Annotated in this window: 16 protein-coding genes and 1 pseudogene; 6 read left to right on the top strand and 11 right to left on the bottom strand. The window is 60.4% G+C overall.

Annotation, left to right across the window (positions count from 1 at the left end):
- Positions 1-68: 68 nt before the first annotated feature.
- The 6 genes from NUV89_RS20855 to rplU all read right to left on the bottom strand — a co-directional run bounded on the left by NUV89_RS20855 (position 69) and on the right by rplU (position 4,387).
- Positions 69-551: a glutathione peroxidase gene (locus tag NUV89_RS20855; protein WP_257782780.1), complete on the bottom strand. Its 483-nt coding sequence runs from the start codon at positions 549-551 to the stop codon at positions 69-71.
- A gap of 101 nt (positions 552-652) precedes the next feature.
- Positions 653-1,117 (bottom strand): CreA family protein, encoded by a 465-nt coding sequence (locus tag NUV89_RS20850; RefSeq protein ID WP_015885841.1) that lies wholly within the window; start codon positions 1,115-1,117, stop codon positions 653-655.
- A 16-nt stretch (positions 1,118-1,133) separates the two neighbouring features.
- Positions 1,134-2,252 (bottom strand): glutamate 5-kinase, encoded by a 1,119-nt coding sequence (gene proB / locus NUV89_RS20845; protein WP_207041818.1) that lies wholly within the window; start codon positions 2,250-2,252, stop codon positions 1,134-1,136.
- A 111-nt stretch (positions 2,253-2,363) separates the two neighbouring features.
- Entirely contained in the window at positions 2,364-3,587 is a 1,224-nt protein-coding gene (gene cgtA / locus NUV89_RS20840; RefSeq protein ID WP_017735024.1) for an Obg family GTPase CgtA, read from the bottom strand.
- Between the two features lie 193 nt (positions 3,588-3,780).
- The gene (gene rpmA / locus NUV89_RS20835; protein ID WP_003176049.1) at positions 3,781-4,038 is read right to left on the bottom strand and encodes a 50S ribosomal protein L27; all 258 of its coding nucleotides are present in this window, start codon (positions 4,036-4,038) and stop codon (positions 3,781-3,783) included.
- A 34-nt stretch (positions 4,039-4,072) separates the two neighbouring features.
- Positions 4,073-4,387, bottom strand: coding sequence for a 50S ribosomal protein L21 (rplU, locus tag NUV89_RS20830; RefSeq protein ID WP_003176051.1), 315 nt, complete (start codon positions 4,385-4,387; stop codon positions 4,073-4,075).
- Between the two features lie 239 nt (positions 4,388-4,626).
- Between rplU and NUV89_RS20825 the strand changes: the two genes are divergently transcribed.
- From NUV89_RS20825 to NUV89_RS20815, 3 genes are all read left to right on the top strand, one after another.
- Complete coding sequence (locus tag NUV89_RS20825; protein ID WP_017735023.1) at positions 4,627-5,595, top strand: polyprenyl synthetase family protein; 969 nt, start codon at positions 4,627-4,629, stop codon at positions 5,593-5,595.
- Between the two features lie 208 nt (positions 5,596-5,803).
- Positions 5,804-6,145: a zinc ribbon domain-containing protein YjdM gene (locus NUV89_RS20820; protein WP_017735022.1), complete on the top strand. Its 342-nt coding sequence runs from the start codon at positions 5,804-5,806 to the stop codon at positions 6,143-6,145.
- Positions 6,146-6,304: 159 nt separating this feature from the next.
- On the top strand, positions 6,305-6,562 hold the full coding sequence (locus NUV89_RS20815; RefSeq protein ID WP_017735021.1) for a hypothetical protein: 258 nt from the start codon (positions 6,305-6,307) through the stop codon (positions 6,560-6,562).
- A gap of 171 nt (positions 6,563-6,733) precedes the next feature.
- On the opposite strand, the gene NUV89_RS20810 is transcribed toward NUV89_RS20815, so the two are convergent.
- Positions 6,734-7,351: an FKBP-type peptidyl-prolyl cis-trans isomerase gene (locus NUV89_RS20810; protein WP_017477811.1), complete on the bottom strand. Its 618-nt coding sequence runs from the start codon at positions 7,349-7,351 to the stop codon at positions 6,734-6,736.
- Between the two features lie 312 nt (positions 7,352-7,663).
- Here NUV89_RS20810 and NUV89_RS30005 point away from each other — a divergent pair.
- A pseudogene (locus tag NUV89_RS30005) lies at positions 7,664-8,728 on the top strand (methyl-accepting chemotaxis protein); the annotation flags it as partial.
- Complete coding sequence (locus NUV89_RS30000) at positions 8,720-9,583, top strand: methyl-accepting chemotaxis protein (protein ID WP_374684532.1); 864 nt, start codon at positions 8,720-8,722, stop codon at positions 9,581-9,583. The pseudogene NUV89_RS30005 and the gene NUV89_RS30000, both read left to right, overlap by 9 nt.
- A 1,311-nt stretch (positions 9,584-10,894) precedes the next feature.
- Here the strand turns inward: NUV89_RS30000 and NUV89_RS20800 are convergent.
- From NUV89_RS20800 to NUV89_RS20785, 4 genes are read right to left on the bottom strand one after another with little or no spacing between them, the layout of a single operon-like run.
- A complete protein-coding gene (locus NUV89_RS20800) occupies positions 10,895-11,263 on the bottom strand; it encodes a VOC family protein (RefSeq protein ID WP_257782778.1) in 369 nt (122 codons plus the stop codon).
- A 30-nt stretch (positions 11,264-11,293) separates the two neighbouring features.
- Complete coding sequence (locus NUV89_RS20795; protein ID WP_257782777.1) at positions 11,294-12,757, bottom strand: amidohydrolase family protein; 1,464 nt, start codon at positions 12,755-12,757, stop codon at positions 11,294-11,296.
- A 1-nt stretch (position 12,758) separates the two neighbouring features.
- Entirely contained in the window at positions 12,759-13,619 is an 861-nt protein-coding gene (locus NUV89_RS20790; protein ID WP_257782776.1) for a MurR/RpiR family transcriptional regulator, read from the bottom strand.
- A 26-nt stretch (positions 13,620-13,645) separates the two neighbouring features.
- Positions 13,646-14,995, bottom strand: coding sequence for a GntP family permease (locus tag NUV89_RS20785; RefSeq protein ID WP_257782775.1), 1,350 nt, complete (start codon positions 14,993-14,995; stop codon positions 13,646-13,648).
- Positions 14,996-15,243: 248 nt separating this feature from the next.
- On the opposite strand from NUV89_RS20785, the gene NUV89_RS20780 reads away from it, so the two are divergent.
- On the top strand, positions 15,244-15,624 hold the full coding sequence (locus tag NUV89_RS20780) for a lysozyme inhibitor LprI family protein (RefSeq protein ID WP_257782774.1): 381 nt from the start codon (positions 15,244-15,246) through the stop codon (positions 15,622-15,624).
- Positions 15,625-15,741: the final 117 nt, after the last annotated feature.

Below are 15,741 nucleotides of genomic sequence, written 5' to 3'. Positions count from 1 at the left end.
CCCCCCCCCCCCCCCCCCCCCCCCCCCCCCCCCCCCCCCCCCCCCCCCCCCCCACGGGTCGGGCCGCGTTAATTGAGGGCTTTTTCGACGGCCTGGACGATGGTGGGATCGTCCGGTGCCGTGCGCGGAGAGAAGCGCGCGAGTACACGCCCATCCTTGCCCAGCAGGAATTTTTCGAAGTTCCAGGTGATATCCCCTGGGAACTCGGCGCCCTCTCCCGCCAGCAGCCGGTACAGCTGGTGACGATCCGGCCCGTTGACGTCGAGCTTGCTGCCTAACGGGAACGTCACGCCGTAGTTGAGGCTACAGAACTCGCGGATTTCCTCTTCGCTGCCCGGCTCCTGGCCAGCAAACTGATTGCACGGCAGGCCAAGCACGGTGAAACCCTGGTCCTTGTATTGCTGGTAAAGGTTTTCCAGCGCCGCGTATTGCGGGGTCAAGCCACATTTGGAGGCCACGTTGACCACCAGTACCACCTGGCCCTTGAAGGGCGCCAGTGGCAGCTCTTGTCCGTCCAAAGCTTTGAGTTTCAGGTCGTGGAAAGCACTCATGACGAACTCCAGATATCCCATGTTCTTAGCAAAGCGGCTCGTCGAGATTACAACCCGCAAGCCTGCAATCATAGACGCCGATTACAAAACCCGCCTGCGGGTTACTGAGCGGTCGGCCACGGCAAAATCGGAATTGCGGTCACGGCGTTCTGCGGGCTGCCTTCGATCAGGCGGTCGCTGTACACCAGGTAAACCAGGGTGTTGCGCTTCTTGTCGAGGAAGCGCACCACCTGCATGGTCTTGAATACCAGCGAGGTGCGTTCCTTGAACACTTCGTCGCCATCCTTGAGCTCGCCCTTGAAGCGGATCGGGCCGACCTGGCGGCAGGCAATCGAGGCTTCGGCGCGGTCTTCGGCCAGGCCCAGGCCGCCTTTGACGCCGCCAGTCTTGGCGCGCGACAGGTAGCAGGTCACGCCGTCGACCTTGGGATCGTCAAACGCTTCGACGACGATCCGGTCGTTGGGACCGACAAATTTGAACACGGTCGACACCTGGCCGATCTCTTCAGCCGAGGCCAGCAGCGGCATGGCCAGCAGCAGGCCGAGCAATCCCTTCATCACGCGCATCGTATATTCCTTAGGTTTAAACCAGGATCAGGTTATCGCGGTGCACCAGTTCCGGTTCCGCCATATAACCCAACAGACTCACAATCGCGTCAGACGACTGCCCAATGATTTTCTGCGCTTCCAGGGCGCTGTAGTTGGCCAGGCCACGGGCGATCTCGCGACCGTCGGGCGCGACGCACACCACCATCTCGCCACGGCGGAAGCTGCCTTGCACCAACTTGACGCCCACCGGCAGCAAGCTTTTGTTGCCTTGGGACAACGCCGATACCGCGCCCTCGTCCAGCACCAGGGTGCCACGGGTTTGCAGGTGCCCGGCCAGCCACTGCTTACGCGCCGCCAGCATGCCGCGTTCCGGCGACAACAGCGTGCCGATGCGCTCGCCGGCCTTGAGCCGGTCCAGCACGCGCTCGATGCGCCCGCCGACGATGATGGTGTGGGCGCCGGAACGTGCAGCCAGGCGCGCCGCGCGCAGCTTGGTCTGCATGCCGCCACGGCCCAGGGCGCCGCCGACACTGCCGGCCACGGCGTCCAGCGCCGGGTCATCGGCGCGCGCTTCATAGATCAGCTGGGCGTCGGGATTGTTGCGCGGGTCGGCGTCGAACATGCCGTCGCGGTCGGTGAGGATCACCAACAGGTCGGCTTCCACCAGATTGGCCACCAGGGCGGCCAGGGTGTCGTTGTCGCCGAAGCGGATTTCGTCGGTGACCACGGTGTCGTTTTCGTTGATAACCGGGATGACTTTCAGCTCCACCAGCGCGCGCAGGGTGCTGCGGGCGTTGAGGTAGCGCTTGCGGTCGGACAGGTCGTCGTGGGTCAGCAGGATCTGCGCCGTGTGGCGGCCATGCTCGGCAAAGCTGGATTCCCAGGCTTGCACCAGGCCCATCTGGCCGATGGCGGCGGCGGCCTGCAGTTCGTGCATCGCGCTGGGTCGCGCGGTCCAGCCGAGGCGGCTCATCCCGGCGGCAACGGCCCCGGACGACACCAGCACCAACTCAACACCCGCCTCATGCAAGGCCACCATCTGCTCGACCCAGACGCTCATGGCTGCGCGATCGAGCCCCTTGCCATCCGCCGTCAGCAGCGCACTGCCGATCTTTACGACCCAGCGCTGCGCACCTGTCACTTTGCTCCGCATCATCTTCAACCTTAGATTGAGGGCTGCGCGACCCAGCGCGGCCCATAACGTTAAACCCGGATACTAAAACGCCGCTCTAAAGGGAGCGGCGTTCAAGTTTATCGCAACGGATCAGTCGCGCACGTAAATGATTTCCGGACCGTCTTCATCATCCACGTCTTCTTCGTCCCAATCGTCGTCGCCGATGTCATGGACCGACTTCACGCCGCTGCGGCGCAGGGCACGCTGGTCGTCCAGGGCCTGCAACTGGGCGCGGGCTTCGTCTTCGATCTGCTGATCGAGTTCGGCCAGCTCGGCCTTGAACACAGGGTCGGCCGCCAGGCGGTCGGCACGGTCTTCGAGGTAGCGCATGATGTCGCGGGTCAGGCGCTCGGTGCCTTCTTTGGCGATGGCCGAGATCACGTAGACCGGACCTTCCCACTCCAGGCGATCGACGATTTCCTTGACGCGCTCTTCGTGCTCTTCTTCGAGGATCTGGTCGCACTTGTTCAGGACCAACCAGCGATCACGCTCGGCCAGGGCCGGGCTGAACTTGGTCAGCTCGCTGACGATCACTTCGGCGGCGTCCGGTGCGCTGGTGTCATCCAGCGGCGCCATGTCGACGAGGTGCAGCAGCAAACGGGTGCGGGACAAGTGCTTGAGGAAGCGAATGCCCAGGCCGGCGCCGTCGGAAGCACCTTCGATCAGGCCGGGAATGTCGGCGACCACGAAGCTTTTCCAGCGATCAACGCTGACCACGCCCAGGTTTGGCACCAGGGTGGTGAACGGGTAATCGGCGACTTTCGGCTTGGCGGCCGAGACCGAGCGGATGAAGGTACTTTTACCGGCGTTCGGCAAGCCCAGCAGGCCAACGTCAGCCAGTACTTTCATTTCCAGCTTGAGGTCGCGCTGCTCGCCCGGCTTGCCTGGCGTGGTCTGGCGTGGTGCACGGTTGGTACTGGACTTGAATCGGGTGTTACCCAGACCGTGCCAGCCGCCCTGCACAACCATCAGCTTCTGGCCGGCCTTGGTCAGGTCGCCAATCACTTCCTGGGTGGCCGAGTCGATGATCGTGGTGCCGACCGGTACGCGCAGTACCAGGTCTTCGCCTTTTTTACCGGTGCAGTCGGTGCTGCCGCCGTTGGAGCCACGCTCGGCATCGAAGTGCCGGGTGTAACGGTAGTCGACCAGGGTGTTGAGGTTTTCGTCGGCCATCATGTAGATGGAACCGCCGTCACCGCCGTCACCGCCGTTTGGGCCACCGTTTTCGATGAACTTTTCGCGACGGAAACTCATGCAACCGTTACCGCCGTCGCCTGCTTTTACTCGGATGGAAACTTCATCAACGAACTTCATAACAAAACGCCTCTCGCCGCATGGACGAGCTTAAGAAACCAAGACATAAGACTCTTGCAAAAATGAGCGCAGCGACCTCAATCAGCGACCGCATATCCAGCGCTTGAGCCCATTACAAACAGCTTTGCAAGAGACTCACTCCACAAACGAAAAAGCCCCGTCGCAAGACAGGGCTTTTCCAGCGATCTCGCAATTAAGCTGCGACAACGCTCACGTAACGGCGGTTGAACGCGCCTTTTACTTCAAACTTGATCACGCCTTCGATTTTCGCGAAGAGGGTGTGATCTTTACCCATGCCTACACCGTAACCGGCGTGGAATTGGGTGCCGCGCTGACGCACGATGATGTTGCCCGGAATGATTTTCTGGCCGCCATACATCTTGACGCCAAGGCGTTTGGCTTCTGAATCGCGACCGTTACGGGTACTACCACCAGCTTTTTTGTGTGCCATGAGTCAATTCTCCTAGTGAGGAATTAGGCTGAAATTAAGCCTGAATACCGGTGATTTTGATCTCGGTGTACCACTGGCGGTGGCCCATACGCTTCATGTGGTGCTTACGACGACGGAACTTGATGATGCGGACTTTATCGTGACGACCTTGGGAGATCACTTCAGCCACAACGGTAGCGCCAGCAACAACTGGAGCGCCGATGTTCACGTCATCGCCATTGGCGACCAACAGAACGCGATCAAAAGTAACGGATTCGCCGGTAGCGATTTCCAGTTTTTCGATCTTCAGGTATTCACCTGGGGCGACCTTGTATTGCTTGCCACCAGTAACAATTACTGCGTACGACATGGTATTTCTCCGATAATCCTGCTCACCCAGCTCTTTATAAGAAGAGGTATTGGCTGGCATGGCTGCATGGGATGGACGTCCCGAATGCAATTGCGTAAGGCAGGTGCTGCCCAGGAAGTTCAGGGTGCGCGATTGTACGCAAGGTAAATGGGTGTTGCAAGTGGCCGTCCATCGCGCCTTGACACCCGGGGGTGAGGGTCCTAGCATGCCGCGCAACCCTTCTGGAGCGACTGTCGCTGATGCAACCCCAAGCCTTCTACCGCGCGGTCGCGGACGATTTTAGCGCCGTCGATGGCATCATCAAGAAGCAGCTGACTTCTAAAGTGCCGCTGGTCTCCAAAATTGGCGACTACATTACGTCGGCCGGCGGCAAGCGTCTGCGTCCTTTATTAGTGTTGCTGTGTGGCAAGGCCCTGGGCCGCGAAGGCGATGACCTGCGCCTGCTGGCCGCCACCATCGAATTCCTGCACACCGCCACCCTGCTGCATGACGACGTGGTCGACATGTCCGGCATGCGCCGTGGCCGCGAGACCGCCAACGCCATGTGGGGCAACGCCCCGAGCGTGTTGGTCGGCGACTTCCTGTATTCGCGCTCGTTCGAAATGATGGTCGAGCTGGGCTCGATGCCGGTGATGAAGATTCTGTCCCAGGCCACGCGCATCATCGCCGAAGGCGAAGTGTTGCAGCTGTCCAAGGTGCGCGACGCCAGCACCACCGAAGAAACCTACATGGAAGTGATTCGCGGCAAGACCGCGATGCTCTTCGAAGCCTCCACCCATAGCGCCGCCGCGCTGTGTGGCGCGACCGCCGAACAGGCCGAAGCCCTGCGCACCTTTGGCGACCACCTGGGCGTGGCATTCCAATTGGTCGACGACCTGCTCGACTACCGTGGCGACGCCGAAACCCTGGGCAAGAACGTCGGTGACGACCTGGCCGAAGGCAAGCCGACCTTGCCGCTGATCTACACCATGCGCGAAGGCACGCCGGAACAGGCGGCCCTGGTGCGCAAGGCGATCCAGAAAGGCGGGATCGAAGACCTGGAAAGCATCCGCGAAGCCGTGGAAGCCTCGGGTTCGCTGGACTACACCGCGCAGTTGGCACGTGACTACGTGGCCCGCGCGATCAAATGCCTGGAAGCCCTTCCAGCCAGCGAATACCGGGATGCACTGGTGGAGCTGAGTGAGTTTGCGGTGGCGCGTACGCACTAACGCAGATCTGTGGCGAGCGGGCTTGTGTGGGAGCGGGCTTGCTCGCGAAAGCGGAGTGTCAGTGACAAGTAAGTTGACTGATCCACCGCCTTCGCGAGCAAGCCCGCTCCCACATTTGGTTTGTATTGCCAATTCACCATCCCGCCCTGCCTACAAAACCCTATATAATGTGCGACTTTTAGCCATCCCTGACTCTCAAGGAGCTTTAGTGAGCACGTTGCCACCCTGCCCGAAATGCAATTCCGAATACACCTACGAAGACGGCGCCCAGTTGATCTGCCCGGAATGCGCCCATGAGTGGTCCGCCAACGGCGAGACCGAAGCAGCCGGCGATGAAACCGTGAAGAAAGACTCTGTGGGCAACGTCCTGCAAGACGGCGACACCATCACCGTAATCAAGGACCTCAAGGTCAAGGGCACCTCCCTGGTGGTCAAGGTTGGCACCAAGGTCAAGAACATCCGCCTGTGCGACGGCGACCACGATATCGATTGCAAGATCGACGGTATCGGCCCGATGAAACTCAAGTCCGAGTTCGTGCGCAAGGTCTGAACCTGCTGCTTCCATCCCGCGCCCGCCGCGGGATGGCGTTTCGCCCTCTCGTTTGACCCCGCGCAATATCCACACAGAAAAAACCACAAACCGCCAATAGGCACTTGCTATTCTACGAATAAGAATTATTCTCATTGAAACTTATCAAGGAGAACCACCATGACTTATTTGATAGATGCCTGGCTCGACCGCCCACACCCTTACCTGCGCATCCTGCATCGGGAAACCGGGGAAGTCTGTGCGGTGCTGGAAGAAGAAGCGCTCAACGAGCTGCAAGACCAGGGCGACCTGGACGTGAATGGCTTGAGTTCGAGTGAACCAGGGGTGCTGAAGGAAGTGGTGCGCAATCTGTTTCTGTTCTGTTATGCCCGAGCGTTGCGCCCGGCCACGGAGCTGCATGGCAAGTTTCATCCATGAGCACCCACGCAAAACCTGTGGGGCCGGGCTTTATGTGGGAGCGGGCTTGCTCGCGAAAGCGGAGTGTCAGCTACACATAAGCTGACTGATCCACCGCATTCGCGAGCAAGTCGAATCGTCGCACCGCCGCTCCCACACAAGCCCAGCCCCCACAGTCATCAGCAGCAGGTCTTACAGAACGTCGAGCAGCTCGACGTCAAACACCAGAACGCTGTGCGGCGGGATGCTGCCAACGCCTTGAGCGCCGTAAGCCAGTTCGCTCGGCACGTACAGGCGCCATTTGCTGCCGGCATTCATCAGTTGCAGGGCTTCGGTCCAGCCGGCGATCACGCCGCCCACCGGGAATTCTGCAGGCTGGCCGCGCTCGTAGGAGCTGTCGAACACAGTGCCGTCGATCAGGGTGCCGTGGTAGTGAGTGCGCACTTGGTCTTCACGGGTTGGCTTGGCGCCATCACCGGCAGTCAGTACTTCAAATTGCAGGCCGGAAGCCAGGGTGGTGATGCCATCACGCTTGGCGTTTTCAGCCAGGAAGGCCAGGCCTTCGCCAGCAGCCGCTTCTGCCTTGGCAGCCGCTTCGGCTTGCATGATTTCACGGATAACCTTGAAGCTGGCAGCCATTTGCTCTTGGTCAACACGGCTTGGCTTGCCGGCGAAGGCGTCAGTCAGGCCAGCCAGGATTGCGTCCAGGCTCACGCCCGGTGGCGGGTTGTCGCGCAGTTGGTCGCCCAGTTGACGGCCGATGCCGTAGCTGACGCGGGTTTCGTCGGTGGACAGATTAACTTCGGACATGAAGGTGCTCCGCTGTAGGACGACACACAAAAAAGCCGCACGAAGGCCGCACTTTTCCTGTCGCCCAGAACTAAAAGGGCCAGCAGACTAGCACACAACACCCGGCCTTGATGAGCGCTCCGGCGTACCTATCTACAACCGCACACCTGTCGCCCCACCCTGCCCATTCATCGGGCAGTTCCGCTGTTTGCGCCTGACGGCGAAAAAGCCATTTCAGATTCACGTCACGCCGCCGATACCCACCTACATACATTGGCTGGCTCAAACAACAATACCGTCCAGCAAACAGATATCACCCTTGCGGAGCATTCGATGAATAGCTGGTTCGGCAACATTAGCGTCAATCTCAAACTGGGCCTGGGCTTCGGCCTGGTGCTGGTCCTCACCTCGATCCTGGCCCTTACCGGCTGGACCAGCCTGAGCGGTCTGATTGACCGCAGCAATTGGATGAGCGACATCACCCAGCTCAACGCTTCGCTGACCAAGCTGCGCATCGTGCGCCTGCAATACATGCTGGCCAACGGCGACGAAACCGTGGCCCAAAACGTCCAGACCAGCCTGGATGCCTTCGCCGCCCAGCAGCAGAAACTGCTGGACAGCTTCAAGAGCCCGGAAAACCTCAAGCTGCTCAACGAGCAGAAAGCCGTCATCACCGCCTACCAGCAGTCCCTGAACAAAATGCGCGAGGCCTACCGTAACGGCAACGCCGCCCGCCAGGTCATGGGTGACAAAGCCGATATCGCCAACGCCCAGATCAACGCCCTGGACAGCAGCGTGCAGCAGATGGCCGACAGCCCCGAGCGTTTCACCCAGTTCCAGGCCGTGACCCAAGCCAAGGAAGACTTCCAGCTGGCCCGCTACGAAGTGCGCGGCTACACCAATAACGTCAACGCCGACACCGAAGCCCGCGCCGCCGCACAGATCGAAAAAGCCATCGGCGGCTTGAAAAAACTCAGCGCGGTCTTTGGCGCCGACCAGCAAACCGCACTGAGCGCCCTGGAAACCGCCCTCGGCGCTTACCGCAACGCAGTACAAAGTTACAAGGCAGCCAACGCCAACATCGTCAGCGCCCGTGCCGAGATGACCACCCAAGGCGCCGATATCGTCACCATCAGCGACAAGCTCTACGACATCCAGCTGGACCGCCGCGACGCCGAAAGCGCCCAGGCCCGCAGCCTGCAATTGATCAGCACCTTGCTGGCCCTGCTGGTCGGCATCATCGCGGCCCTGGTCATCACCCGCCAGATCACCCGCCCACTGCAAGAAACCCTCGCCGTGGTGGAACGCATCGCTTCCGGCGATCTGAGCCACAACATCCAGGTCACCCGCCGTGATGAACTGGGCGTGCTGCAACAAGGCATCCAGCGCATGGGCACGACCTTGCGTGAACTGATCAGCGGCATCCGCGACGGTGTGACGCAAATCGCCAGCGCCGCTGAAGAGTTGTCGGCCGTGACCGAGCAGACCAGCGCCGGCGTGAACAGCCAGAAGATCGAAACCGATCAAGTCGCTACCGCCATGCACGAGATGACCGCCACCGTGCAGGAAGTCGCGCGCAACGCCGAACAGGCCTCCCAAGCCGCGTCCGACGCCGACGGCCAAGCCCGCGAAGGCGACAAGGTGGTGGCCGAAGCCATCGCCCAGATCGAACGCCTGGCTGCCGAAGTGGCACGCTCCACCGACGCCATGGCGCACCTGCAACAAGAGAGCAACAAGATCGGCAGCGTGATGGACGTGATCAAGGCCGTGGCCGAGCAGACCAACCTGTTGGCGCTCAACGCGGCCATCGAAGCCGCACGTGCCGGTGAAGCCGGTCGTGGCTTTGCCGTAGTCGCCGATGAAGTGCGTGGCCTGGCCCAGCGCACACAGAAATCCACCGAGGAAATCGAAGGCCTGGTGGCCGGTTTGCAGAACGGCACCCAGCAAGTGGCCAACGTGATGAACAACAGCCGCAGCCTGACCGACAGCAGTGTCGAACTGACGCGCAAGGCCGGTGTGTCCCTGGAAAACATCACCCGTACGGTGTCGAATATCCAGTCGATGAACCAACAGATCGCCGCCGCCGCCGAGCAGCAGAGTGCCGTGGCGGAAGAGATCAGCCGCAGTATCGTCAATGTGCGGGATGTGTCGGAGCAGACGGCTACGGCGAGTGACGAGACGGCCAAGTCGAGTGTTGAACTGGCGCGTTTGGGTAGCCAGTTGCAGCAGATGGTCAGCCACTTCCGGGTGTAAGAAACCAAAAAGCCGACTCGGCCTGAACCGAGGCGGCTCCACTTCTCAGACCTTAGCGGTCATCGAAGCTGTCCCGCAGGAACTTCCAAACGTGATAAGCACGCAGGCAGTTCACTACGAGGTTCCACGTACGTCGTGCAAACTTCGACATACTCGGCCCTCCGTGAGTTGGGCCTTACCTCCAGCGCACTTACCGGAACATGTGGGCCTTCAGATGCACGTCAATGCTGTCTTTGAGGCGGCCAGGTTTATGATCCTTCTGCATAAATCCGGCACGGAGTACAAATCCGTGGCAGTCGGTCCAAAACCTTTGCTTTAACCCAGCCGACCTCCAAAAACGACGAACATAAAACCGGGTCGATACTAACGCGCGGCACTGGCTGAAGGTGTGACCGTCAGTATCAGAGTTCACGTCTACGCGCTTTAAATCTGTTGCAACTTTTTGCAGACAATACCGAGATGTCGGAATTTGTATCCGTTCATCATCAAACCTTGCATAACAGACTTGAGCGACCTTACTATCACAAAGCACGTCAATGCTCCTTTGAGGTAGCAACCCCAGCCACTAACTGGGTTTGCAATAAAAAACCGCCCTACTAAGGCGGTTTTTTATTGCCTGCGATTTATTCCTCAGACCTCACTCTGCTGCGTGAGAGGGTCTGCCACTTCCGGGTGTAAGAAACCAAAAAGCCGCCTCGGCCTAAACCGAGGCGGCTCCACTTCTCAGACCTTAACGGTCATCGAAGCTGTCCCGCAGGAACTTCCACACGTGATAAGCACGCAGGCAGTTCACTACGAGGTTCCACGTACGTCGTGCAAACTTAGACATACTCGGCCCTCCGTGAGTTGGGCCTTACCTCCAGCGCACTTACCGGAACACGTGAGCCTTCGGAAGCAGGTCATCGCCTCCAGTGAGGTGGCCAGGCTTTGGTTCCTCCCGCATGAATCCGGCACGGATTACTAGCCCGTGGCGTTCGGTCCATAATTCCGCGCGCATACCCAGCCACCTGCAAAACGACATACTTAGAACGAGGGGGATACTAACTAACATCCTGAACGAAGGTGTGACAGAGGACGATAAATCTACTGTAAAGACCAGCTGATTTATTGCAATTTTTTGCCGTCAACTTTCAGTAAAAAATGATGCAGGCAAAGATGTAAAACCGATGGTCGTCAAGTCTTGCGAAATGCGATAGCCGGAATTATTATCCGACTACAGGTCATCGCTTCCAGTGAGATCGCAAGCCCAGCCACTAACTGGGCTTGCAATAAAAAACCGCCCTACTAAGGCGGTTTTTTATTGCCCGCGATTTACCCCTCACCGCCCTCAACAAACACCAGCCGATTCCCAAACGGGTCCTTGATGCTCATCTCCCGCGACCCCCAAGGCGTTTGCTCAACCTCAGGCTTGGCATAACGGTAATCCTTGCCCACCAACTGCTGCTGGTAAACATCCAGCCCTTGCGCCTGAATCCGCACCGCCGCCCCCGGCGACGCATCGCCATGATGCTCGGACAAATGCAGCACGCACTCACCCAACGACACCTGCAAATACAGCGGGAAATTCGCCTCGAAGCGATGCTGCCAATCCACCGTGAACCCCAGGAAGTCGACGTAGAACTCCAGTGCCTTGGCCTCGTCGAAAATTCGCAAGATGGGGGTGACTTTTCCTAAGTGCATGGCGACCGCTCCGTGTATGAAAAGCGCCCACTATAGAGACGAAAAGCCCTTACGCAAATCCCCGCTACGCGCCAGGAAGCGACCCGGCCGTTGGCCATTTGCCTGCCCGTCGCTATAGCTCAACACACCGTTGATCCACACCCCGTCAATCCCTTCTGCCGCGCGCTGCGGCTCTTTGAAATCAGCCACATCACGCACACGCAAGGGATCAAACAACACCAGGTCAGCCCAATTTCCTTCGCGAATCTCACCCCGCTCGGCCAAGCCAAACCGCGCCGCCGACAACCCGGTCATCTTGTGCACCGCCGTGTGCAACGGAAATAACCCCACGTCCCGGCTGAAATGCCCCAGTACCCGTGGAAACGCGCCCCACAAGCGCGGATGGGGAAACGGGTCTTCCGGCAACCCATCCGAGCCCACCATCGACAGCGGATGCGCGAGGATACGTCGCACATCCGCCTCATCCATCCCGTAGTACACCGCCCCCGCCGGTTGCAGGCGACGCGCCGCGTCCATCAGCGAAACGCTCCACTCGGCGGCGATGTCCTGCAAATCGCGCCCGCCCAGTTCAGGGTGCGGTGTCGACCAGGTAATGGTGATACGAAACGCATCAGTGACCTGCTTGAGGTCCAGAGTCGAAGAACTCGCCGCATAGGGATAACAATCACATCCCACCGGGTGGGTTTTCGCCGCCGATTCCAGCGCTGCCAACAGCTGTGGACTACGCCCCCAGTTACCCGCGCCGGCACATTTGAGGTGGGAAATAATCACCGGCACCTTGGCATGCCGACCGATCAGGAACGCTTCGTCCATGGCCTCCAGCACCGGTTCGAATTCACTGCGCAAATGGGTGGTGTACACCGCACCGAACGCCGTCAGTTCTTCAGTGAGTTGCAGCACCTCATCGGTCTCGGCATTGAAGGCACTGGCGTAGGCCAGCCCTGTGGATAACCCGAGGGCACCAGCTTCGAGGCTCTCTTGCAGCTGCACGCGCATGGCGGCGATTTCGTCCGGCGTGGCCGTGCGGTGCAGGTCGTCCATGTGGTTGCTGCGCAGCGCCGTATGGCCGATCAGTGCAGCGACGTTGACCGCCGGGTGGGCGTGTTCGACGGCCGCTCGATAGTCGCTGAAGCGCGGATAAACAAACGCCGAAGCGCTGCCCAGCAAGTTCATCGGGTCCGGCGGATCACTGCGCAAACTCACCGGCGAGGCGCTGATGCCGCAATTGCCGACAATCACCGTGGTCACGCCCTGGCTCAGCTTGGGCAACATCTGCGGCTGGCGGATCACCACGGTGTCATCGTGGGTGTGCACGTCGATAAAACCCGGCGCCAGCACGCGGCCGCTGGCGTCAACCTCATGCTCGGCCGTCGCTGCCGATAGATCACCGATCGCTGCGATGCGCCCCCCACGCAACCCCACATCGGCGAGGTAGCCGGGGGTGTTGCTGCCATCAATAATCAGCGCCTGGCGAATCAACGTGTCGTACTTCATTTCAGTCTCCAAGCGGCAGGCTGTCGGGGCCGCCGCGATATTCGTCGAGGGCCAGCTTGATCCGGCGCAGGCGTTCCCGGTTGTCATCCGGCATGGCCAGCGCCAGCTCGGTGGCGAGCAGGTCGATGGCCAGCAGCATGCCGTAGCGCGCCGCCGTGGGTTTGTAGATAAAACTGGTTTCGGCCGGTTGCAGCGGCAGCAGCACATCAGCCAGATGCGCCAGGGGTGAATCGGCCAAGGTGATGGCGATGATGCGCGCGTCGTAGTTGCGCGCCAGCGTCACCACGTCGAGCAACTCGGGGGTGCGGCCGGTCAAGGAGCACACGATCAACACCTGCTCTGCACCCAGGGTTGCCGCCGTGACACGCATCATCACCGGGTCATGGCAGGCCGCAATCGGATAGCCCAGGCGCACCAGGCGCACCTGCAACTCATCGCTGCACAAGCTCGACGGGCCGCCCATGCCAAACGCGTGGATCATCCGCGCCTGGCCCAGCAGGTTCACGGCATCGACAAACCCCGCCTGGTTAAAGCCCGACAGGTGCTGACGCAAAGTCGCCTCGATATCGCCAAGAATCTGCCGATGAAACGCCGACTGTTCCGGCTTGCCCGCCGGGTCCAGGAAACGGCTGCCCACGCCACTGGCCTGGGCCAGTTGCAGGCGCAGGTCGCGCAAATCGCGGCAACCGACGCTGCGGGCAAAACGCGACAGCGTCGCCGTGCTGACCTCGGCCCGTTGCGACAACTCTTCCAGGCTGGCCGACGCGGCAAAACCCACGTCATCGAGCATCAGCCTGGCGATACGGCCTTCGCCGGCGCTGAAGGAATCCTGGCGGGCGCGGATCTGGTAGAGGATGTCCATGGGATCTCCGGATTACAGAATGCGGCTCATAAAATAAGAGACAGGCCGTAAGTCAGACCGAAGGCGACCAAAGAAATCAGGGTCTCCAGCACGGTCCAGGTCTTGAAGGTCTGGATCACCGTCATATTGAAGTATTCCTTGATGAGCCAGAAGCCGCCGTCGTTGACGTGGGAAAAGATCACCGAACCCGCGCCAGTGGCCAACACCAGCAATTCCGGGTGGGGATAACCCAGGCCCATGGCGACCGGCGCAACCACACCGGACGCCGTGGTCATGGCCACCGTTGCCGAACCCGTGGCGATGCGCATCAACGCGGCGAACAGCCAGCCCATCACCAGCGGCGACAACTGGAACGCGTGGGCCAGGCCGAGGATTTCGTTGGTGACGCCGGCATCCACCAGGATCCGGTTCAAGCCACCGCCCGCGCCCACCAGCAGCGTGATGCTGGCGGTCGGCGCCAGGCATTCGTTGGTGAACTTGAGGATCGACTCGCGGTTGAAGCCCTGGGCAATGCCCAAGGTCCAGAAGCTCACCAAGGTCGCCAGCAGCAGCGCGATCACCGAGTTGCCGATAAACAACAGGAACTGGTTGAAACCGCTGCCCGGCGTGGAAAGCACGTTGGCCCAGCCGCCGATCATCATCAACACCACCGGCAACAGGATGGTGCCCATGGTCAGCGCAAAGCTCGGCAAGCGGGTGCGCGGTTCACGCTCGATGAACTGGCGTTCCAGCGGGTTTTCCGCCGGCAGGTGAATGCGCGGCACGATGAATTTGGCGTACACCGGGCCGGCGATGATTGCCGTTGGGATGCCGATCAAAATCGCATACAGCACGGTCTGCCCCACCGACGCGTTATACGCCAGCACCGCCATCATCGCCGCCGGGTGCGGTGGCACGAGTGCATGCACCACCGACAAGCCGGCGACCATGGGCAAGCCGACCATCAGGATCGACACGCCAACCCGCCGCGCCACGGTAAAGGCAATCGGCACCAGCAACACAAAACCGACCTCGAAAAACAGCGGCAACCCCACCAGGAACGCGATGCACACCATCGCCCAGTGCGCGTTGCGCTCGCCAAACCGGTTTATCAGGGTGCGCGCCACCTGCTCGGCGCCGCCCGACTCGGCCATCATCTTGCCGAGCATGGTGCCCAGCGCGACGACCAGGGCGATATGCCCCAGGGTCTTGCCGACGCCCGCTTCGTAGGAGCCCATGATGGTGTCTGCCGGCATCCCGGCCGTCAGCGCCAGGCCGATGGACACCAGGGTGATGACGATAAACGGGTTGAGCCGGTAACGTGCAATCAGCACGATCAAAGCAATGATGGCGATGGCAGCGTATGCCAACAGCCCGAAGCCCAGTGATGCGGCCATGCGGTACTCCTCGGAAAGGGTCACGTCGAATTGGTTGTGAAACTCATAAATCATTACCGAGAAGTATTTTCAATTTTAATGAAAGTAATTTTCGCCCACAGACACGCGCTGTCGCGTTGGGATATGCCCGACGGCCGCTGATGAAAATTCGGGGGGTGTTCTTACATGAAGATCAGAGGATGTCGGAAACTCAAGCGGCGCCATCCAGTCATAGAATGCGCAACCCCCTATAGCCAGGAAACCCGCCCATGATTCGCACATCCCTCGTCGCCAGCGCCCTGCTCCTTGCCCTGTGCGGCAGCGCTTCGGCGGCCGATAACACGGCGCTGAAAAAATGCATGGACGGCGCCAACACCACCGCCGACATGGTCAATTGCAACGCCAGGGAAGCCAAGGTGCAGGACAAGCGCCTGAACACGGCCTACAAGACCGCCCTCGCCGCCCAGGAAGGGGCGCGCAAGCAACAACTGCAAGACGTGCAGCGCCTGTGGATAAAGTACCGTGACGCCAATTGCGCCTTTGCCGGCAGCGCCACCGGCGGCAGCATCGACCAGGTCAACGGCTCCGGCTGCGTGCTGGACATGACCCAGACCCGCGCCCAGGAGTTGGAAGACCTGGTCGGGCCATAATGACTTGCTCTGGAAGGAGCTTTTGTGGCGAGGGAGCTTGCTCCCGCTGGAGTGCGCAGCGCTCCCAAGCTTTTGGGGCCGCTCCGCAGCCCAGCGGCTGTCTCTTATACACATCTG

This window comes from Pseudomonas sp. 18.1.10 (assembly GCF_024655625.1).
GTDB lineage: Bacteria > Pseudomonadota > Gammaproteobacteria > Pseudomonadales > Pseudomonadaceae > Aquipseudomonas.
The sequence above is the reverse complement of the archived record's forward strand: the minus strand, read 5'-3'. Positions and strand labels throughout refer to the sequence as shown.

Bases quoted from the DNA above. Each gene is read 5' to 3' on its own strand.
- NUV89_RS20800 (WP_257782778.1), bottom strand. From the start codon at position 11,263: ATGCACTTAGGAAAAGTCACCCCCATCTTGCGAATTTTCGACGAGGCC.
- NUV89_RS20825 (WP_017735023.1), top strand. From the start codon at position 4,627: ATGCAACCCCAAGCCTTCTACCGCGCGGTCGCGGACGATTTTAGCGCC.
- cgtA (WP_017735024.1), bottom strand. From the start codon at position 3,587: ATGAAGTTCGTTGATGAAGTTTCCATCCGAGTAAAAGCAGGCGACGGC.
- NUV89_RS20850 (WP_015885841.1), bottom strand. From the start codon at position 1,117: ATGCGCGTGATGAAGGGATTGCTCGGCCTGCTGCTGGCCATGCCGCTG.
- NUV89_RS20790 (WP_257782776.1), bottom strand. From the start codon at position 13,619: ATGGACATCCTCTACCAGATCCGCGCCCGCCAGGATTCCTTCAGCGCC.
- NUV89_RS20810 (WP_017477811.1), bottom strand. From the start codon at position 7,351: ATGTCCGAAGTTAATCTGTCCACCGACGAAACCCGCGTCAGCTACGGC.
- rpmA (WP_003176049.1), bottom strand. From the start codon at position 4,038: ATGGCACACAAAAAAGCTGGTGGTAGTACCCGTAACGGTCGCGATTCA.
- NUV89_RS20795 (WP_257782777.1), bottom strand. From the start codon at position 12,757: ATGAAGTACGACACGTTGATTCGCCAGGCGCTGATTATTGATGGCAGC.
- proB (WP_207041818.1), bottom strand. From the start codon at position 2,252: ATGCGGAGCAAAGTGACAGGTGCGCAGCGCTGGGTCGTAAAGATCGGC.
- NUV89_RS20815 (WP_017735021.1), top strand. From the start codon at position 6,305: ATGACTTATTTGATAGATGCCTGGCTCGACCGCCCACACCCTTACCTG.
- NUV89_RS20785 (WP_257782775.1), bottom strand. From the start codon at position 14,995: ATGGCCGCATCACTGGGCTTCGGGCTGTTGGCATACGCTGCCATCGCC.
- NUV89_RS20780 (WP_257782774.1), top strand. From the start codon at position 15,244: ATGATTCGCACATCCCTCGTCGCCAGCGCCCTGCTCCTTGCCCTGTGC.
- NUV89_RS30000 (WP_374684532.1), top strand. From the start codon at position 8,720: ATGGGCACGACCTTGCGTGAACTGATCAGCGGCATCCGCGACGGTGTG.
- NUV89_RS20855 (WP_257782780.1), bottom strand. From the start codon at position 551: ATGAGTGCTTTCCACGACCTGAAACTCAAAGCTTTGGACGGACAAGAG.
- rplU (WP_003176051.1), bottom strand. From the start codon at position 4,387: ATGTCGTACGCAGTAATTGTTACTGGTGGCAAGCAATACAAGGTCGCC.